Genomic DNA, 19,704 nt, shown 5'->3' with positions numbered 1-19,704 from the left:
GTCTTTTTTTGAATCTTTTGTCTTGACTTTCTTATTTAGAAGCATTATAATTAAACCATAATCTAAAAAGATTAGAATCATTATAAATAAAAACGAGGTAAATACAATGACACAAGTAAAAAATGGTGCAGCAACTGACGTAGCTACTTTCAGCAATCAAAAGGCTTTGCCAAAGACTAAGGCTATTCTTAATCAAGTAGTGGCAGACCTTTATACAGCTCATATCGCTCTTCACCAAGTTCACTGGTATATGCGTGGCGCAGGATTCATGGTTTGGCATCCAAAAATGGATGAATACATGGAAACTTTGGATACAACTTTGGATGAAGTCAGCGAGCGCTTGATTACACTGGGAGGCAAGCCTTATTCTACGTTGACAGAGTTTATCCAACACAGCAAGATTGAAGAAAAAGCTGGTGAATTCAGCAAGAATGTAGAAGAAAGTCTGGCGCGTGTGATTGAGATTTTCCGTTATCTGACAGGACTTTACCAAGAAGCTTTGGATGTAACAGATCAAGAAGGGGACGATGTAACCAATGATATCTTTGTTGGTGCCAAGGCTGACCTTGAAAAGACTATTTGGATGCTGACAGCTGAAATTGGTCAAGCACCAGGTTTATAAAAAATGATCCATGCCAAGCAGAAAGGAAATAGGCTTTCCTTTCTGCTTTTTTCATCTTGAAAAGCGCTGGAAAATCTGATAAAATATAGCTCATGAAAACCCTGTATGATGTTCAGCAATTTCTTAAAAGTTTCGGGATCATTATCTATATGGGCAAGCGCCTTTACGATATTGAAATGATGAAAATCGAGCTGAAGAGAATTTACGACGCCGGTCTAATGGATAAGCTAGCTTATTTTGAGGCAGAGGCAGTCTTGCGCCGAGAACATCGCTTAGAGTTAGAATATTTAGAAAAGAAAAAGGAGACTTGAGATGACAATTTGGATTTTGTGGGCGGTACTTTTAGGAATAATTGGCTGGATGGGCTTTAATTATCTGCGCCTTCGTCAGGCAGCAAAAATCGTGGATAATGGGGAATTTGAAGACCTGATTCGCCAAGGGCAGTTGGTTGATCTGCGGGATCCATCTGATTTTCACCGGAAGCATATCTTAGGTGCTCGCAATATTCCATCTCAGCAGCTCAAGGATAGTGTCGGTGCACTTCGCAAGGACAAGGCTGTTCTCCTCTATGAAAATAGTCGTGGTCAGCGCGTGACCAATGCGGCTCTGTATCTGAAAAAACAAGGATTTAAAGAAATCTATATTCTTTCTTATGGGTTGGATTCTTGGAATGGCAAGGTGAAGGCTAGTTAACATAAATCAAAAATTTGTCGCATTATATATACAAAGCCAGTTTCTTATGTTATAATAAATTAATATTAATTTTAAGGAGTTTTTAGAACATGCAAGAAAAGAAAAAATCCTCTCTTGTTTTAGGTATCCTATCCATTATTTTTAGTCTTTTGTTTGCTTTGATTGGACTTATTCTAGGAATCGTTGGTTTGGTTTTGGCAAGTTCACATCAAAAAGAGACCCAAATGGATTATAAAACAGAAAAGATTTTGAATATCATTGGTATTGTTATCTCTGTAATTAACATGATTGCAGGGGTTATGTTAACTCTGAGCTAATTTGACTTTTAAAAAAGATGCTATTTGTATTACAATGTAAGATAAGATCGAGACATTATTGTCTGGATCTTTTTTTACCGACTTTTCTCTAAATGTTTTTTAATAATCCCTAATTCTTCTTGGTTCAAAGCACGGTAATCGCCTTTTGCTAGATCTGGGTCTAATGTAAAATCTCCGAATTGAATCCGCTTGAGATAAGTAACCTTGACACCAACTGCCAGAAACATCTTTTTGATTTGGTGGAATTTCCCCTCGGAAATCTTGACGGTAGCACGGCTCAGACTGGAGCTGGTAGAGAGGATAGAAAGCTGGGCAGGCTGACAGACGGTGCCGTCTAAAAAGCGAATGCCTTCGTGAAAGGCAATTTTGTCCTGAGGGGTCAGAGGTCCATTGACTTCTACATAGTAAGTTTTTTCAACGTGGTATTGAGGGTGCAGCAGCTGAAATCCTAGAGGACCATTGTCGGTAATCAGAAGAAGCCCCTCGGTATCTCTATCCAGCCGTCCGATAGAGTAAAGGTTTTCTTTCTCTATCTCCTTGTCCAGCAAATCCAGAACAGTCAATTTTTCAGCGTCGTGATTGGCAGTGACCGCACCTGCAGGTTTATTCAGCATGTAGTAACGGTGGGCAGGGCCGCTGACATGCTTTCCTTGAAAAGTAATCTGCTGCAGGCCGGTATCAACGTTTTGGCTGAGTTTGTAGGCGGGCTTACCATCCACTAAAATCTGTTTTTGTAAATGGCTTTGTTTCATCTTTTTTCGGCTGATATGATTGGCAGCCAGCAGTTGGTCGAGGCGCATCTGTTTTCCTTATTTTTTTCTAAATCATATCATAAATTTTCAGGATGGGAAATGCAAATCCTCATGGAGCTCCCATATTTTTTAATGAAAACATTTACACTTATCAAAGCCGTGTTTTTTGCCTGCGTCTGTGGTATAATTGTTCAGTTAGAAATAAAATTTAAAAATTCAGAGGAAATCATGACAAAATTAAGAGAAGATATCCGTAACATTGCGATTATCGCCCACGTTGACCATGGGAAAACAACCCTCGTTGACGAATTATTGAAACAGTCTGAAACTCTTGATGCTCGTACAGAGTTGGCAGAGCGTGCTATGGACTCAAACGATATCGAAAAAGAGCGCGGTATTACGATCCTTGCTAAAAATACAGCCGTTGCTTACAACGGGACTCGTATCAACATCATGGATACACCAGGACACGCGGACTTTGGTGGAGAAGTTGAGCGTATCATGAAAATGGTTGACGGTGTTGTTTTGGTGGTAGATGCCTACGAAGGAACCATGCCACAAACTCGTTTCGTATTGAAAAAAGCCCTGGAACAAGACCTTGTCCCAATTGTTGTTGTAAATAAAATCGACAAACCATCAGCTCGTCCAGCAGAAGTAGTGGACGAAGTATTGGAACTCTTCATCGAGCTTGGTGCAGACGATGACCAGCTTGATTTCCCAGTTGTTTATGCTTCAGCTATCAACGGAACTTCTTCACTTTCTGACGATCCTGCTGATCAAGAAAAAACAATGGCACCAATTTTTGATACCATTATCGACCATATCCCTGCTCCAGTGGACAACTCAGATCAGCCTTTGCAGTTCCAAGTCTCACTCTTGGACTACAATGACTTTGTAGGTCGTATTGGTATCGGACGTGTCTTCCGTGGTACTGTTAAGGTTGGGGACCAAGTTACCCTGTCTAAACTAGACGGTACAACGAAGAACTTCCGTGTCACAAAACTCTTTGGTTTCTTTGGCTTGGAGCGTCGTGAAATCAATGAAGCCAAAGCGGGTGACTTGATTGCCGTATCAGGTATGGAAGATATCTTTGTTGGTGAGACGATTACACCGACAGATGCCATTGAACCTCTTCCAATTCTTCACATCGATGAGCCAACGCTTCAAATGACCTTCTTGGTCAACAACTCACCATTTGCTGGTCGCGAAGGGAAATGGGTAACTTCTCGTAAGGTTGAAGAACGCTTGCAGGCCGAACTGCAAACAGACGTATCCCTTCGTGTTGACCCAACAGATTCACCAGACAAGTGGACAGTTTCAGGTCGTGGCGAATTGCACTTGTCAATCCTTATCGAAACAATGCGTCGTGAAGGATATGAGCTGCAAGTATCTCGTCCAGAAGTTATCGTAAAAGAAATCGATGGTGTCAAATGTGAGCCATTTGAGCGCGTCCAAATCGATACTCCAGAAGAATACCAAGGATCTGTTATCCAAAGCCTTTCTGAACGTAAGGGTGAAATGTTGGATATGATTTCAACTGGTAATGGTCAAACTCGTTTGGTCTTCCTCGTTCCAGCGCGTGGTTTGATCGGATACTCAACTGAGTTCTTGTCAATGACTCGTGGTTACGGTATCATGAACCATACCTTTGACCAATACTTGCCATTGATTCCAGGGGAAATTGGGGGACGTCACCGTGGTGCCCTTGTTTCCATCGATGCTGGTAAGGCTACAACTTACTCAATCATGTCTATCGAAGAACGTGGTACAATCTTTGTCAACCCAGGTACTGAGGTTTACGAAGGAATGATTATTGGTGAAAACTCTCGTGAAAACGACTTGACAGTTAATATCACCAAGGCCAAACAAATGACCAACGTCCGTTCAGCTACTAAGGACCAAACAGCTGTTATCAAGACACCTCGTATCTTGACACTTGAAGAGTCTCTGGAGTTCTTGAACGACGATGAGTACATGGAAGTAACACCAGAATCTATTCGTCTGCGCAAGCAAATTTTGAACAAACAAGAACGCGAAAAAGCCAATAAAAAGAAAAAATCAGCTGCAGCTGAATAAGCAAAATGGAAAGGAGCAGCAAGATGGTTTATCTTATCATTGGGATTTTAATCCTCTTTTTCTACATTTTTGCTGTTCCATCCAGTATTAAAGGGACTGTTAATGCAGTGACCATGGTGCTACTGATTGTAGCCTTAATTATCTTATTTGGCTTAGGCATTTTTAAAATTTTCCAGTTACCGGCTGAATATTTTGTAGGTTTCGGCCTATCCGTAGTGACTGTCTTGGCTTTGCGGGATATCAATCGTCTCAAGCCGCCTACGAAATCAAAAAAGAATTTTGATGAAGAATAATAAATGAGCAAGAATTTAGAAAGTTGGACAGACTTTTTGAGTTCTTGCTCTTTTTCTTTACAAAAACAATAGGTTTATGTTACAAAATATTTCAAATAGATGAAAACATATCATTTTTTTCAAAACTTGCTTACAGTCGAAAATAAAAGACTCCTATGACTTTTTTATTTTCACAAAAAAAGGTAAAATAGAGTGAAGTATGAATGGAAGAGGTTGCTTATGAAAAAAATAGCAAATTTTGCCAATAAGAAGGTCTTGGTTCTGGGATTGGCCAAGTCGGGTGAGTCAGCTGCTCGCCTTTTAGATAAATTAGGAGCTATCGTGACAGTTAACGACGGCAAACCTTTTGAGGAAAATCCTGCTGCTCAATCTTTGCTAGAAGAAGGTATTAAAGTGGTGACAGGAGGTCATCCCTTGGAGTTGCTGGACGAAGATTTTGAACTAATGGTGAAAAATCCAGGTATTCCTTATGACAATGCCATGGTCGTTCGGGCTCTGGAGAAGAAGATTCCAGTCATTACTGAAGTCGAGTTGGCTTATCTAATTTCTGAAGCACCGATTATTGGTATTACGGGTTCAAATGGCAAGACGACGACCACAACCATGATTGCGCAAGTCTTGACGGCTGGCGGTCAGAATGGTCTATTGTCCGGTAATATCGGCTTTCCTGCTAGTCAGGTAGCCCAAACAGCCAGCAGCAAAGATACTCTGGTCATGGAACTGTCTTCCTTCCAGTTGATGGGGATTGAAGATTTTCATCCGCAAATCGCTGCTATTACTAACCTCATGCCGACTCATTTGGATTATCACGGCTCTGTTGAGGAATATGCAGCTGCCAAGTGGAATATCCAGAAAAACATGACAGCTGATGATTATCTGGTTTTGAATTTCAATCAAGATTGGGCCAAGGAAATGGCTAGCCAGACTCAGGCTGCTGTTGTGCCTTTTTCAACGACTGAAAAGGTGGATGGTGCCTATCTAGATGGTGACGTCTTGACCTTCCGTGGAGAAGCGATTATGCAGGCGGCTGAAATCGGCGTTCCTGGCAGCCACAATATTGAAAATGCTCTGGCTACGATTGCTGTGGCCAAACTGCGTGGCATTGACAATCAGACGATCAAAGAAGTCTTGTCTGCTTTTGGTGGTGTTAAGCACCGTCTCCAGTATGTGGGACGTGTAAATGAGGTTGTCTTTTACAATGATAGTAAGTCTACCAATATCTTGGCAACCCAGAAAGCCCTATCTGGTTTTGACAATAGCAAGGTGATTCTGATTGCAGGCGGCTTGGACCGTGGCAATGAATTTGACGAGTTGGTGCCTGACCTCAAAGGGCTCAAGAAAATGGTTATCTTAGGACAATCAGCTGCGCGTGTAAAGAGGGCGGCTGATCAGGCTGGTGTTTCTTATCTGGATGCGACTGATGTCCGGGATGCAGCTCATAAGGCCTTTGCTCAAGCGGAGCCAGGAGACATTATCTTGCTCAGTCCTGCCAATGCCAGCTGGGATATGTATAGTAATTTTGAAGTCCGTGGCGATGAATTTCTCGCTGCATTTGAAGAATTAAAAGGTTAAGATGAAGAAGATTGTATTTACAGGTGGAGGAACAGTTGGGCATGTAACCCTCAACCTTCTCCTTATTCCGAAATTTATCAAAGAAGGCTGGCAGGTCCACTATATTGGTGATAAGCATGGGATTGAGTATCAGGAAATCCAAAAGTCTGGACTAGACGTGACCTTCCATTCGGTAGCTACGGGCAAGCTTCGCCGCTACTTTTCATGGCAGAATCTGCTGGATGGCTTTAAGGTCGTCTGGGGTATTTTCCAGTCGCTGGGTATTATGCTCAAGGTACGGCCGCAGGCTCTCTTTTCTAAGGGAGGCTTTGTATCCGTTCCGCCCGTGATTGCAGCCCGACTGTCAGGAGTGCCTGTATATGTTCATGAGTCGGATCTATCCATTGGCTTGGCCAATAAAATCGCCTATAAGTGTGCGACCAAGATGTATGCGACCTTTGAGCAAAGTTCCAGTCTGACCAAGATTGAGCATGTCGGAGCTGTGACCAAGGTCGGTAACCAAGAGTCAGTCCCACCGCAGGAACTAGAAGAAATCCGTCAGTATTTTGATAAAGAGCTGCCTACTCTGCTTTTTGTCGGTGGTTCTGCTGGTGCTAAGGTCTTTAATGACTTTGTCAGCCAGAATCAAGCTGCGCTGACCGAGCGTTATAACGTTATCAATCTGACAGGCGATGCAAGTTTGGATGTTCTGTCTGAACGTCTCTTTCGCAGAGCCTATGTGACTGACCTCTACCAGCCTTTGATTGACTTGGCAGATGTAGTGGTGACACGCGGCGGTTCCAATACAATTTTCGAGCTCTTGGCTATGGCTAAGCTGCACATTATCGTTCCTCTGGGACGTGAAGCCAGTCGCGGCGATCAGATTGAAAATGCGGATTATTTTGTGAAAAAGGGATATGCCAAGCAATTGGCAGAGGAACAGCTGGATATGAGCAATTTACAGGTAGCTCTTGATGACCTTTTGGCTAATCAGGCTTCTTATCATCAAGCTATGAAGAATTCCCAGGAAATCAAGTCTGTAGATGAATTTTATGCTTTATTGAAGGCGGATATTGATAAAGGAAAGAAATGAGCAAGAAAAACAACGATGAGCCAAAGGAAGAGGTAAGTGAGCACCTCTCTGAATGGCAGAAACGAAACAAAGAATATCTTGAAAAGAAGGCTCAAGAAGAGGCCAGCAAACAAAAGAAGCTGGAAGAAGAGGAAGCAAATGAAGCTGAAGCTGAGGACTCAATCGAAGGCGAAGAAATAGCTGAAGAGACGGAAGAAGATGACTCATCTTATGAAGAGGAAGAAACAGAATATTTGGAAGATGAATCATCCGAATCTGAGCTAGAGACCGAATTGAGCGAGAAAGAGCGCAAAAAACTGGAGAAACTTCAGAAAAAGGCAGAAAAAGAAGCTGCTAAGGTTCATATCTCGAGGGTTCATATTTATCGAGCGCTGCCAATTTTGCTGGGCAGTGGCTTGATTTTTCTCCTGTCAGTTTATTTTTTGACGCCACTGGCAACCATGAAGACAATCGAATTTTCTGGGAATCAAATGGTCAGTCAGGAAGATCTGCTCAAAAGCAGTAAGATTGATGAGAAGGACTATACTTTAACAACCTTTATCAATGGCGGTAATCATATCCGCAATATGAAAGCTTCTAGCCCTTGGATTAACAACCTGGAGATGGCTTATCAGTTTCCGATTACTTTTCAGGTAAAGGTCAAGGAGTACGGAGTTCTGGCCTATCTGCATGAGGGTGGCCAGTACTATCCTATTCTGACAAATGGGGAGATTATTTCGGACCCGACTGCTGCAGATTCTTTGCCAGAAACCCATATTTCGATAGAGTTTTCAGATAAAAAATTGATTAAAGAATTTGCTCTTCAAATTGAAAAGGTACCGGCTTCGGTCAAGAAAAATATTAAGACAGTTCAGCTGACCCCGAGCAAGGTGACACCGGACTTGGTTACGCTGACAATGCATGATGGCAATAAAATTTTGGTACCAATTTCGCATATTGCTAAGAAACTGCCATATTACAAGGGAATCCAATCGCAGCTGGAAGAGGGTGTACCTAGTGTCGTAGATATGGAAGCAGGGATTTTTAGTTATGTTGAAGGAGCTCAAAACGAGTCGTCTTCTTCTGATGAAGAAAAGCAGAAAGCAGAAGAGGAATCGACGGGACAGCCAACAGAACAAGCGGCTGAGCAGGTGACAGAAAGTCAGGAAGAAGAACCTGCAGAGCCGCAAAATTCGACAGAAAACCCGGGAACTGCTGAAAATCGCTAAATTATATGTAAAAAAACTGCACATTTTCAGTTTCTTTATGTTATAATAAAGCTTGGGTAACTCTAATTTTTAGCGTTATTAGTATAGACCGGAAACATGGAAGATAGAGAGGACTGGTGTAATGGCTAGAGACGGCTTTTTTACTGGATTAGATATAGGAACTAGCTCAATTAAAGTGTTGGTGGCAGAGCACATCAACGATGAAATGAATGTTATTGGGGTCAGCAACGCAAAAAGTGCTGGCGTTAAAGATGGAATTATTGTTGATATTGAGGCTGCTGCTGCTGCCATTAAGACAGCTATTTCTCAAGCAGAAGAAAAGGCAGGCATTTCAATTGGTTTAGTTAATGTCGGACTTCCGGCTAATCTCTTACAGATTGAGCCAACTCAGGGCATGATTCCTGTGACTAGTGATTCTAAGGAAATCACAGATACAGATGTAGAGAATGTTGTTAGATCTGCTCTGACTAAGAGTATGACTCCTGACCGCGAAGTGATTACTTTCATCCCAGAAGAGTTTGTAGTGGATGGTTTCCAAGGGATTCGTGACCCACGCGGCATGATGGGGATTCGCTTAGAAATGCGTGGTCTTCTCTATACTGGACCACGGACTATTCTCCACAACCTCCGCAAGACAGTGGAGCGCGCGGGAGTTCAGCTTGAGAACGTAATTATCTCCCCATTGGCTATGACTAAGTCAATCTTGAACGAAGGGGAACGTGAGTTTGGTGCAACTGTTATTGATATGGGTGGCGGTCAAACTACAGTGGCTTCTGTTAAAGGTCAAGAGCTTCAATATACGAATATATACCAAGAAGGCGGTGACTACGTAACCAAGGACATCTCCAAGGTTTTGAAGACTTCACAAAAGTTGGCTGAAAGTCTTAAGTTTAACTATGGATCTGCTTATGTTCCAGAAGCTGGGACAGAGTCTTTCCAAGTAGAAGTGATTGGCGAGATTGAGCCGGTTGAAGTAACTGAAAAGTATCTGGCTGAAATTATTTCTGCTCGTATCCAACACATTTTTGAGCAAATCAAACGCGATTTGGATAGAAGGCATCTTCTCGAGTTGCCAGGCGGCATTGTGATTATTGGTGGAGCAGCTATTCTTCCAGGAGTGGTTGAGCTGGCTCAAGAAGTGTTTGGTGTGAATGTCAAGCTTTATGTGCCAAATCAAATCGGCATTCGCAATCCAGCCTTTGCACATGTTATCAGCCTGTCAGAGTATGCTGGAAACTTAACAGATGTGGATATGCTGGCTCAGGTTGCTGTTCATGGTGATGAGCAACTGCGCCATCGACCTGTATCCTTTGAGCGTCCTGCTCAGTCAGTACCACGTTTTGAACCTCAACCAGCTGATGAGATTCCTGAGGAGCCGGTCCAAGAAGTTCCAGTTGCCAGTGCTGATGTGCCAAACCAAGAACCAAAAACTGGTATTACAGATCGGATGCGCAACCTAATTGGCAAAATGTTTGATTAAGGAGAATACAGAGAATATGACATTTTCATTTGACGCTGCTGCTGCACAAGGCGCAGTAATTAAAGTTATTGGTGTCGGTGGAGGTGGCGGTAACGCCATCAACCGAATGATTGATGAAGGTGTTGCTGGTGTTGAATTCATCGCAGCAAATACAGATGTTCAAGCTCTTAGCAGTGCCAAAGCTGAAACAGTTATTCAGCTTGGTCCTAAGCTGACTCGCGGACTTGGTGCCGGAGGTCAGCCTGAAGTAGGTCGTAAGGCTGCTGAAGAAAGCGAAGAAGTCCTGACCGAAGCTCTGCAAGGAGCAGATATGGTCTTCATCACTGCTGGTATGGGTGGTGGATCTGGGACAGGTGCTGCTCCAGTGATTGCTCGTATTGCAAAAAATGTTGGTGCTCTGACTGTTGCTGTAGTTACACGTCCTTTCGGTTTCGAAGGAAGCAAGCGTGGAACCTTTGCAGTAGAAGGAATCAATGAACTTCGCGAGCATGTAGACACACTCTTGATTATCTCAAATAACAACTTGCTTGAAATTGTAGATAAGAAGACTCCGCTTCTTGAAGCACTCAGTGAAGCAGATAATGTTCTTCGCCAAGGTGTCCAAGGGATTACTGACTTGATTACCAGCCCAGGACTAATTAACCTTGACTTTGCCGACGTGAAAACAGTTATGGCAGACAAGGGTAATGCTTTGATGGGAATTGGTGTTGGTAGCGGTGAAGAACGTGTCATCGAAGCTGCTCGCAAAGCTATCTACTCACCTCTTTTGGAAACAACCATTGATGGCGCAGAGGACGTAATTGTCAACGTTACTGGTGGCCTAGATATGACTCTGATTGAAGCTGAAGAGGCTTCAGAAATTGTCAACCAAGCAGCAGGTCATGGTGTGAACATCTGGCTCGGTACTGCGATTGATGAGTCCATGAAGGATGAAATCCGCGTGACGGTTGTAGCTACTGGTGTCCGTCAGGACAAGGTTGAAAAGGTCAGCGGCATTCGTCAGACACCACAACCTACTAGTCCAAGCCGTCCGCAGCAAGTTGAGCCAAATCGCGAAGTTCGCTCAGGACAGTTTGAACGAAACTTTGATATGACCGAAACGGTTGATATTCCTGCTCCAAGCCGTCAAAGAACGGATGCGCCTAAAGGTTCAGCCTTTGGTGATTGGGATCTTCGCCGCGAAGCGATTGTTCGTCAGGCTGAACCAAGTTCGTCAGCCCGCGTGGAACGCTATGCAGAAACTAATGAAGATGATGATGAATTGGAAACACCTCCATTCTTCAGAAATCGTTAATCTAAATCATGAATTTGCAGAATAATAAAGAGTTGGTCTTTCAATCCGTCGCTCAAGCGGCGGAGCAAGCCCAGCGTTTGAAAGATTCAGTAAATATCATTGCAGTTACCAAATATGTTGACTGCGAAACAACTCAGGAGCTTGTTCGTACAGGTATTCAGCATATCGGAGAAAATCGGGTAGATAAATTTCTAGATAAATACCATGCTCTGAAAGATGAGAATCTGACATGGCACCTGATCGGCAGTTTGCAGAGGAGAAAAGTCAAGGATGTGATTAACTATGTTGATTACTTTCACGCTTTAGATTCTGTAAAATTGGCCAAGGAGATTGACAAACGGGCTGAACATGTGATTAAATGTTTCCTGCAGGTGAATATTTCTAAAGAAGAGAGCAAGCATGGCTTTTTGATTGAAGAACTTGAAGTTGTCCTGCCTGAACTTGAAAAATTAGAAAATGTTCAAATTGTGGGATTGATGACAATGGCTCCGTTTGAAGCTAGTGATGAGGAGCTGAACCAAATTTTTGAAAAGGCTCATCAACTACAAAAAGAATTAAAAAAGAAACAGTTAAATAATATGCCCTTTTCTGAATTAAGCATGGGAATGAGCCGTGATTATCCAGAAGCAATTGCCCATGGCTCGACTTATGTCAGAATTGGTACAGCATTTTTTAAATAGGAAAGAAATATGTCATTAAAAGATAGATTTGATAAATTTATAGATTATTTTACAGAAGATGGAGATGAGACTGAGCTTCAGGAGCAGACAGTCAGCAGACCTGCAGCGCCTGTTAAGCAGAAGCCTGAATTGGTTCAGCCTAAGCCAGTCAGAGAGAGCAAGCCAGCTCCTCGTCCGGCTGCTGCGGCCAAGCCACAGCCTAAACCTCAGCCCCAACAGAAATCTTCGACTGAGAATATTACCAGACTGCATGCACGTCAGCAGGAATTGGCTCAGCACCGTGCAAATGCGGATGAGAAAATTACGATTGATGTTCGTTATCCGAGGCGATATGAGGAAGCGACTGAAATTGTTGATCTGCTTTTGGCCAATGAAAGCATCCTGATTGACTTCCAGTATATGACTGAGGTACAGGCTCGACGTTGTTTAGACTACCTAGACGGTGCCCGTTATGTCTTGGCTGGAAGTTTGAAAAAAGTTGCAAGCACTATGTATTTGCTGACTCCGATTAATGTAGTGGTAAATGTGGAAGACATCCGCCTGCCAAACGATGTTGAAATCAGCGAATTCGACTTTGATATGAAGCGCAGTAGATAAGAGATATGTTATATTTTGTAATTCGTGCCATCTCTAATCTTTTCGATCTTTATAGCATTGCCTTGATTGTCTATGCACTTCTGTCTTGGTTTCCAGGAGCCTATCAAACCAAATTCGGAGAGTTTCTAACACGAATTGTAGAACCGTATTTAAAACTTTTCCGCCGTCTTCCCTTGCAGTTTGCAGGGCTGGACTTTACCGTTTGGGTTGCAATTCTGGCTTTAAACCTTTTAAATCGTGTGGTCTTTTATTTAATAAGCGTCTTACTAATGTTATTATGATGAAAGATTTATATCAACATTTTTCGCATGAGGATCGAGAGTTTATTGATAGGAGTCTGAAGCTGCTTCAGCGGGTTCAAGATACCTATGCGTTTGAAACAACGTCTTTTCTGAATCCCCATCAGGTCTCAATCCTGAAGAATATTGGCAAGCAATATGATGTGCAAGTCTTTGCTAGTACGGATTTTTTTCCAAGTGAACTAGCAAGAGTTCTTGTGGCGCCTTCTTATTACCAACTGAATATGGATGATTTTGAATTGAGCTTGCTGGAAATTTCCTATGCAAGCAAATTTTATAAAATCAGTCATTCGCAGATTATGGGGACCTTGCTCAATCAATTAGGGATTGAAAGACGAACATTTGGTGATATTCTTGTGGTTGGAGACCGCGCTCAGCTCTTTGTAGATAAGAGACTGGCCCAGTATTTTATAGATCATGTCTCTAAAATTGCAAAGATGCCTGTCAAACTAAAGGAAGTTTCCTTTGCAGAGCAGCTGAAAGAGCAAAAGCAGGCTGTCACCAGAGAAATTTTAGCATCTAGCCTTCGCTTGGACAAGTTGGTAGCCAGCACCTTTAAGTTGTCAAGGAGTCAGGCTGCTCAGCTGATTTCTGGCAAGCATGTGAAAGTAAACTATGCTGTTAATGACAATCCCAGCCTGCAGGTTGGGCTAGAAGACTTGATTAGCGTTAGACGATTTGGAAGATTTAAGGTTTTAAGAGAAAATGGCCTTTCCAAGAATGGAAAACATAAGTTAACTGTTGAATTATTAGCTAGTAAATGAGGAGGAACTATGACACTTACAGCATTAGAAATTAAAGATAAATCCTTTGGAACCAAGTTTAGAGGCTATGATGTTGAAGAGGTAGATGAATTCCTGGACATCGTTGTCCGTGATTATGAGGACTTGGTTCGTGAAAATCACGAAAAAGAAGCAAAAATTCGCAATCTGGAAGAACGTCTGACATATTTTGATGAGATGAAAGACTCTCTCAGCCAGTCTGTTTTGATTGCTCAGGATACGGCTGAGCGCGTTAAAGTTGCTGCCAATGAGCGATCTACAAATATTGTCCGTCAGGCAGAGCAGGATGCGCAGCATTTGTTGGATGGAGCTAAGTACAAGGCTGATGAAATTTTGCGTCAGGCAGCGGACAATGCTAAGAAAGTAGCCATTGAAACAGAAGAACTGAAAAACAAAACACGTGTCTTCCACCAACGCTTGAAATCAACCATTGAGAGCCAACTCAGCATTGTGGATTCGTCTGAATGGGAAGAAATCCTGCGTCCGACAGCTACTTACCTGCAAACCAGCGATGAAGCCTTCAAGGAAGTTGTATCTGAGGTTCTAGGAGAAGAGGCAGTTGTCCGCGAGGAAGAAGTGGATGTGACACGTCAATTTTCTCCAGAGGAAATGGCTGAGCTGCAAGAGCGCATTGAAGCTGCAAACCGTGAATTAGCTGCGACACAAGCTTTTTCTCCGCTCAGTGATGAAGACATAGAAGCTCACGCAGCTGAGGAAAACTCAGAAGCTTACCATCACGATGATGATACAAATGGGGAACAAAAAGTTCCAGTAAATATTTTATAATTTTTAAAGAAGCTAAGATTGTAAAAACACAGACCAAGCAAAATACTTTCAGCGAGCAGATGATGGTGAGAGATCTGCAGTCCATCTTGCTTGGGCTATCATTTTACAGAACTTTCGTCTGAAATCAGTAGGATGAGACGGCAGTCCACGTTACGGACAAAGAGGGGCAAGAGGAGCATCATGCTATTGTCTTGCCTAAACAAAGGTGGTACCGCGAATTTTCGTCCTTTTTGGAGAAGTTTGCGGTTTTTAATTTGTAATTTTAAAAATAAAGAGGAATAGAATGAAACTGAAAGAAACACTCAATCTTGGGAAAACTGCTTTTCCTATGCGGGCTGGCCTGCCAAATAAAGAACCAATCTGGCAGAAAGAATGGGATCAAGCTAAGCTTTATCAACGCCGTCAGGAACTGAATGAAGGCAAGCCGCACTTTATCTTGCATGATGGCCCTCCTTACGCTAACGGCAATATTCACGTCGGCCATGCTATGAATAAGATTTCCAAAGATATTATTGTTCGCTCAAAATCTATGGCTGGCTACTATGCGCCTTACATTCCAGGCTGGGATACGCATGGTCTCCCAATCGAGCAGGTATTGGCAAAGCAAGGCGTTAAGCGTAAAGAACTGGACTTGGTTGAGTACCTCAACATGTGTCGGGACTATGCCCTGAGCCAAGTCGAAAAGCAAAAAGAAGACTTCAAGCGTTTGGGTGTTTCTGGTGACTGGGATAATCCTTATGTGACTTTGACTCCTGACTATGAAGCGGCTCAAATCCGTGTCTTTGGCGAAATGGCTAAAAAAGGCTATATCTACCGTGGTGCTAAGCCCGTTTACTGGTCATGGTCATCTGAGTCAGCTTTGGCTGAAGCAGAAATTGAATACCATGATTTGGTTTCCACCTCTCTCTACTATGCTAACCGCGTCAAAGATGGTAAAGGGGTATTGGACTCCGATACTTACATCGTCGTATGGACAACAACTCCATTTACCATTACAGCCTCTCGCGGATTGACAGTTGGAGCAGATATTGATTACGTAGTCGTACAACCAGCTGGTGAATCTCGTAAGTTTGTGGTTGCTTCAGAATTGTTGAATAGTCTGTCTGAGAAATTTGGATGGGCTGATGTTCAAGTTTTGGCTACCTACCGTGGTCAAGAATTAAATCACATCGTGACAGTTCACCCATGGGATACTGCTGTAGATGAACTTGTTATCCTGGGTGACCACGTTACGACTGACTCTGGTACTGGTATTGTCCATACAGCGCCTGGTTTTGGTGAGGACGACTATAATGTCGGTGTAGCTAATGGCTTGGAAGTATTTGTCACTGTTAATGAGCGCGGTATCATGATGGAAAATGCTGGTCCTGACTTTGCAGGCCAGTTCTATGACAAAGTTGCGCCAACAGTTATTGAAAAGCTTGGTGACTTGCTCCTTGCTCAGGAAGAAATCTCTCACTCCTACCCATTTGACTGGCGGACTAAGAAGCCAATTATCTGGCGGGCAGTACCACAGTGGTTTGCATCTGTATCCAAATTCCGCCAAGAAATTTTGGACGAAATTGAAAAGGTTAAATTCCATTCTGAATGGGGTAAAGTACGCCTCTACAATATGATTCGTGACCGCGGTGACTGGGTTATCTCTCGTCAGCGGGCTTGGGGTGTGCCATTGCCAATCTTCTATTCCGAAGACGGAACACCAATCATGACGGCTGAAACCATTGAACATGTAGCTCAGCTCTTTGAGGAGCATGGTTCTATTGTCTGGTGGAAGCGTGAAGCAAAAGACCTTTTACCAGAAGGATTTACTCATCCAGGTTCTCCAAACGGCGAATTTACCAAGGAAACGGACATCATGGACGTTTGGTTTGACTCAGGTTCATCATGGAATGGTGTAGTGGTCAATCGTCCTGAGTTAACTTACCCGGCTGATCTTTATCTAGAAGGTTCAGACCAATACCGAGGTTGGTTCAACTCCTCCCTCATCACTTCAGTTGCCAACCATGGCGTAGCTCCTTACAAACAAATCTTGTCACAAGGATTTGCCTTAGATGGTAAGGGCGAAAAGATGTCTAAATCCCTTGGAAATACAATTGCTCCAAGTGACGTGGAAAAACAATTTGGTGCGGAAATCTTGCGTCTCTGGGTAACCAGTGTTGACTCTAGCAACGACGTTCGTATCTCTATGGATATCTTGGGTCAAGTTTCTGAAACCTACCGTAAGATTCGGAATACGCTTCGTTTCTTGATTGCCAATACCTCTGACTTTAATCCAGCTGAGGATGCTGTAGCTTACGAAGAACTTCGCTCCGTTGATAAATACATGACTATCCGCTTCAATCAATTAGTAGAGACTATTCGCAAGGCTTACGCAGAGTTTGAGTTTCTGACTATTTACAAAGCGATTGTCAACTTTGTGACCGTTGACTTGTCTGCTTTCTATCTGGACTTTGCCAAAGATGTCGTCTATATCGAAGCAGCTAAGTCATTGGAACGTCGTCAGATGCAGACTGTCTTCTATGATATTTTGGTCAAGATTACCAAGCTGTTGACACCAATCCTGCCTCACACAGCAGAAGAGATTTGGTCTTACCTAGAACATGAAGAGGAAGAATTTGTTCAGTTATCTGAATTGCCAGAAGCTCAGATTTTCCCAAATCAAGAAGAAATCTTGGACACTTGGTCTGCCTTTATGGACTTCCGCAGTCAGGCTCAGAAAGCCTTGGAAGAAGCCCGTAATGAGAAGGTTATCGGGAAATCGTTGGAAGCACACCTGACTGTCTATCCAAATGAAGTTATCAAGACCTTGCTGGAAGCAGTTAACAGCGATGTGGCACAGCTTCTCATTGTTTCTCAATTGACGATTGCTGAAGGACCTGCTCCAGAAGGCGCTCTAGTCTTTGAAGATGTAGCTTTTATCGTAGAGCATGCGCAGGGACAAGTCTGTGATCGCTGCCGTCGCATTGACACAACAGTTAAAGAGCGCAGCTATCAAGCCCTTGTCTGTGACCACTGTGCAGAAATTTTAGAAGAAAACTTTGTTCAAGCTGTCTCAGAAGGCTTTGAGAGCAAGTAAGTTTCCAAAATAAAAAATGGCTTTGCCCTTTAGTGGTAAGCCATTTTTTAGATAGATCGATTTGAAAATTTGTTAATTTAAAACCAAATTAGCAAAAACAAACAGTTGCAAATGCAACTGTTTTCTGTTATACTAGTCATATCTTAGGAGTGCTTATTTTAGCCAAGATGTTTTGGAGCTGAAAGAGCTCAGAGGAAGTCAGTTGCTGCAGAGCCTGACTGGCGTAGGTATTTTCAAAGCCAATCAGCTGGTCGTAGAGTTTGAGAGCCTGACTGCTGGGATAGAGCTCTTTGAACTTCTTATTTTGAGCTTTGGTCTTTTTAATAATCAAGCCTCTATCTTCCAGTTTTCCTAGAGAACGGCTGAGAGTAGTCTTGTCAATCTGCACCAGCTCTGCCAGTTGTGATTGGCTGAGACCTTCATTTTCGACGATGCGAATGAGCAATAGAAACAAATTATTGTCTAGGTCGTAGTTACTGGCTTTCTGATTCATTTTCATCATGGCTTGTCTGGAAATAAATCCCATTTGACGGAAAAGTTGACGATAATCCATAGGAACTCCTTAATAGTTGCATTTGCACTTATTATACATTAAAAAGTTAGAGGAAACAAGTATGTGGTCTAGGAAAAAATTAACAGAGCTGAACCCGATAGAATTTTATCAAATCATAAAACTGCGCATCGACACCTTTGTGGTGGAGCAGGAGCGCATTTATCCTGAGCTGGATGAGAAGGACCTAGAAGCAGTGCATGTTTACCACGCTAATGAACAAGGGGAAATTGATGCTTATGCCCGTGTCTTTGAAGAGGGAGAGCATTTAGTATTTGGTCGAGTAGTCACAGCTCAGTCAGCACGAGGACAGGGCTTAGGAGGACAGCTTATCAGAGAAATCTTGCAATTATGTGCTGAGAAATGGCCAGGAAAGGAAATTGAAATAGAGGCTCAGGTTCAGGTGGCTGTTCTCTATGAAAAGTATGGCTTCAAATCAGTTGGCCAACCCTTTATTTTTGAATCGACACCTCACATTACCATGATCTATAAACAATAAAAAACTAAGGTCTGGCCTTAGTTTTACTGTTTAACAGGAATAGAAATTTCGATTAGATTATTAGCGTAAATCGTGCGGATAGCAGCTCTATCAATAGTATTTGCATCAATTTTTCTCTTCAAGAAAAATTCTCTGATTTTTTCGATTTCCTGTTCGCGTACAGCACGGTGCATGTTTGAAATCAAGATTTCATAGTGAAGAGGAGCTTGTGTAAAAACAACATCGCTGTTTCCAGCAGAATAAACTTCGACTAATATCGCATCGGTGCTTTCCAATTGGCTTTTGACAAGGTCAGCATGACTGTTTGTTGTATTAATAAGCTTCATACGATTTCCTCCTGCTTTATACCTGCTATTATTATAACATGTTTGCTATGAATTGTGAATGATTTCTTTAAGCTTTAAGTGTATTTTTCCAGGCTTGGATACCCCATTTATGGCTGCCGCGTTTGAGTGTTTCAATAGCTTCTTCGACTGGGAACCAGGCAAGCTGGTTGAAATCTTCCAGCGGTTTTTGGACTTCTTGGAAAGAGGTGACCTCATACAGGTAGGCCGGGTTGTAAAAATAGGTGTCGCGATGGCGGGAGTAAAAATATTCATCAGCTTGTCCAAGATAGCGTCCAAGCTGGGCTGTGAACCCAAGTTCTTCCATCAGCTCGCGTTCAAGGGCAGTCTGATGGTTTTCCCCCTCTTCAATCTCTCCACCGGGCAGAAACCAAGCCCCGTTAGGCGCCTGAACCAAAATAATCTTTTCTTTCTTCTCGTCTGGGATAACGGCATAGACTCCGTAACGGGTCACATATTCTACATTTGCTTCCTTTTCACCAAAGGTTGGATTTGTCATTCTAATATCCTCAATCTCTAGTCAGTTTACTATCTATCATAATGGACTAAGGACCAGCTGTCAAGAATTTACTCGGTTTATTGGACAGAAAAAGAATGATAGTCCTTGAAAGAAATCCCCTTAAAATAATAAATTCCTTCCTTTGAATTTTTAAAAATCTATTCTTTATGGGAATAGTCAAACATTCCTAGCTAGAATTGTTATAATAGTAGC

At 42.6% G+C, this 19,704-nt stretch carries 22 protein-coding genes; 18 read left to right on the top strand and 4 right to left on the bottom strand.

The annotated features are described in order from the left end of the window. The first annotated feature begins 106 nt into the window (after positions 1-106). The 4 genes from PCY71_RS04635 (at position 107) to PCY71_RS04620 (ending at position 1,632) form a co-directional block, all read left to right on the top strand. The gene (locus tag PCY71_RS04635) at positions 107-622 is read left to right on the top strand and encodes a DNA starvation/stationary phase protection protein (protein WP_002911956.1); all 516 of its coding nucleotides are present in this window, start codon (positions 107-109) and stop codon (positions 620-622) included. 92 nt (positions 623-714) lie between these two features. After that, positions 715-933, top strand: a complete 219-nt coding sequence (locus PCY71_RS04630) for a YqgQ family protein (protein ID WP_002898045.1) — start codon at positions 715-717, stop codon at positions 931-933. A gap of 1 nt (position 934) precedes the next feature. Beyond that, positions 935-1,315, top strand: coding sequence for a rhodanese-like domain-containing protein (locus PCY71_RS04625; RefSeq protein ID WP_002900929.1), 381 nt, complete (start codon positions 935-937; stop codon positions 1,313-1,315). Positions 1,316-1,404: 89 nt separating this feature from the next. After that, the gene (locus tag PCY71_RS04620; RefSeq protein WP_011836642.1) at positions 1,405-1,632 is read left to right on the top strand and encodes a hypothetical protein; all 228 of its coding nucleotides are present in this window, start codon (positions 1,405-1,407) and stop codon (positions 1,630-1,632) included. Between the two features lie 74 nt (positions 1,633-1,706). On the opposite strand, the gene PCY71_RS04615 is transcribed toward PCY71_RS04620, so the two are convergent. Further along, positions 1,707-2,432, bottom strand: a complete 726-nt coding sequence (locus PCY71_RS04615) for a 16S rRNA pseudouridine(516) synthase (protein WP_002910329.1) — start codon at positions 2,430-2,432, stop codon at positions 1,707-1,709. A 180-nt stretch (positions 2,433-2,612) separates the two neighbouring features. On the opposite strand from PCY71_RS04615, the gene typA reads away from it, so the two are divergent. The 13 genes from typA (at position 2,613) to ileS (ending at position 17,599) form a co-directional block, all read left to right on the top strand. Further along, a complete protein-coding gene (gene typA / locus PCY71_RS04610; protein ID WP_032912629.1) occupies positions 2,613-4,460 on the top strand; it encodes a translational GTPase TypA in 1,848 nt (615 codons plus the stop codon). A 23-nt stretch (positions 4,461-4,483) separates the two neighbouring features. Then, entirely contained in the window at positions 4,484-4,753 is a 270-nt protein-coding gene (locus PCY71_RS04605) for a DUF3165 family protein (RefSeq protein WP_032912504.1), read from the top strand. Between the two features lie 219 nt (positions 4,754-4,972). Beyond that, a complete protein-coding gene (gene murD, locus PCY71_RS04600) occupies positions 4,973-6,325 on the top strand; it encodes a UDP-N-acetylmuramoyl-L-alanine--D-glutamate ligase (protein ID WP_032912502.1) in 1,353 nt (450 codons plus the stop codon). Position 6,326: 1 nt separating this feature from the next. After that, positions 6,327-7,397 carry a UDP-N-acetylglucosamine--N-acetylmuramyl-(pentapeptide) pyrophosphoryl-undecaprenol N-acetylglucosamine transferase gene (locus PCY71_RS04595; protein ID WP_002910324.1) on the top strand — a complete coding sequence of 357 codons (1,071 nt, stop codon included), beginning with the start codon at positions 6,327-6,329 and terminating at the stop codon, positions 7,395-7,397. Continuing rightward, positions 7,394-8,605 carry an FtsQ-type POTRA domain-containing protein gene (locus tag PCY71_RS04590; RefSeq protein ID WP_002910323.1) on the top strand — a complete coding sequence of 404 codons (1,212 nt, stop codon included), beginning with the start codon at positions 7,394-7,396 and terminating at the stop codon, positions 8,603-8,605. The genes PCY71_RS04595 and PCY71_RS04590 overlap by 4 nt, the downstream gene beginning before the upstream one ends. Before the next feature lie 121 nt (positions 8,606-8,726). Next, entirely contained in the window at positions 8,727-10,085 is a 1,359-nt protein-coding gene (gene ftsA, locus PCY71_RS04585; protein WP_002896169.1) for a cell division protein FtsA, read from the top strand. Between the two features lie 16 nt (positions 10,086-10,101). Continuing rightward, on the top strand, positions 10,102-11,379 hold the full coding sequence (ftsZ, locus tag PCY71_RS04580) for a cell division protein FtsZ (RefSeq protein WP_011836648.1): 1,278 nt from the start codon (positions 10,102-10,104) through the stop codon (positions 11,377-11,379). A gap of 8 nt (positions 11,380-11,387) precedes the next feature. Next, positions 11,388-12,059, top strand: a complete 672-nt coding sequence (locus PCY71_RS04575) for a YggS family pyridoxal phosphate-dependent enzyme (RefSeq protein ID WP_002910321.1) — start codon at positions 11,388-11,390, stop codon at positions 12,057-12,059. Between the two features lie 9 nt (positions 12,060-12,068). Next, complete coding sequence (locus tag PCY71_RS04570; RefSeq protein ID WP_002910320.1) at positions 12,069-12,656, top strand: cell division protein SepF; 588 nt, start codon at positions 12,069-12,071, stop codon at positions 12,654-12,656. 5 nt (positions 12,657-12,661) lie between these two features. Beyond that, on the top strand, positions 12,662-12,937 hold the full coding sequence (locus PCY71_RS04565) for a YggT family protein (RefSeq protein WP_002896162.1): 276 nt from the start codon (positions 12,662-12,664) through the stop codon (positions 12,935-12,937). After that, positions 12,934-13,719: an RNA-binding protein gene (locus PCY71_RS04560; RefSeq protein WP_002910319.1), complete on the top strand. Its 786-nt coding sequence runs from the start codon at positions 12,934-12,936 to the stop codon at positions 13,717-13,719. The genes PCY71_RS04565 and PCY71_RS04560 overlap by 4 nt, the downstream gene beginning before the upstream one ends. Before the next feature lie 9 nt (positions 13,720-13,728). Further along, positions 13,729-14,523: a DivIVA domain-containing protein gene (locus PCY71_RS04555; RefSeq protein WP_002910318.1), complete on the top strand. Its 795-nt coding sequence runs from the start codon at positions 13,729-13,731 to the stop codon at positions 14,521-14,523. A 283-nt stretch (positions 14,524-14,806) separates the two neighbouring features. Then, a complete protein-coding gene (ileS, locus tag PCY71_RS04550) occupies positions 14,807-17,599 on the top strand; it encodes an isoleucine--tRNA ligase (protein WP_048772687.1) in 2,793 nt (930 codons plus the stop codon). A gap of 136 nt (positions 17,600-17,735) precedes the next feature. Here the strand turns inward: ileS and PCY71_RS04545 are convergent, their stop codons facing one another. After that, a complete protein-coding gene (locus PCY71_RS04545; RefSeq protein WP_048772690.1) occupies positions 17,736-18,152 on the bottom strand; it encodes a MarR family winged helix-turn-helix transcriptional regulator in 417 nt (138 codons plus the stop codon). Between the two features lie 61 nt (positions 18,153-18,213). Between PCY71_RS04545 and PCY71_RS04540 the strand changes: the two genes are divergently transcribed. Then, positions 18,214-18,648 (top strand): GNAT family N-acetyltransferase, encoded by a 435-nt coding sequence (locus tag PCY71_RS04540; protein WP_048772692.1) that lies wholly within the window; start codon positions 18,214-18,216, stop codon positions 18,646-18,648. A gap of 23 nt (positions 18,649-18,671) precedes the next feature. Here PCY71_RS04540 and PCY71_RS04535 read toward each other — a convergent pair whose 3' ends face one another. Together PCY71_RS04535 and PCY71_RS04530 are read right to left on the bottom strand one after the other, a co-directional pair. Further along, positions 18,672-18,974, bottom strand: a complete 303-nt coding sequence (locus tag PCY71_RS04535; RefSeq protein WP_002898025.1) for a DUF1827 family protein — start codon at positions 18,972-18,974, stop codon at positions 18,672-18,674. 67 nt (positions 18,975-19,041) lie between these two features. Next, positions 19,042-19,491, bottom strand: coding sequence for an NUDIX hydrolase (locus tag PCY71_RS04530; protein ID WP_002904052.1), 450 nt, complete (start codon positions 19,489-19,491; stop codon positions 19,042-19,044). Positions 19,492-19,704: the final 213 nt, after the last annotated feature.

It is taken from the genome of Streptococcus sp. SN3 (genome assembly GCF_030439905.1).
The sequence above is the reverse complement of the archived record's forward strand: the minus strand, read 5'-3'. Positions and strand labels throughout refer to the sequence as shown.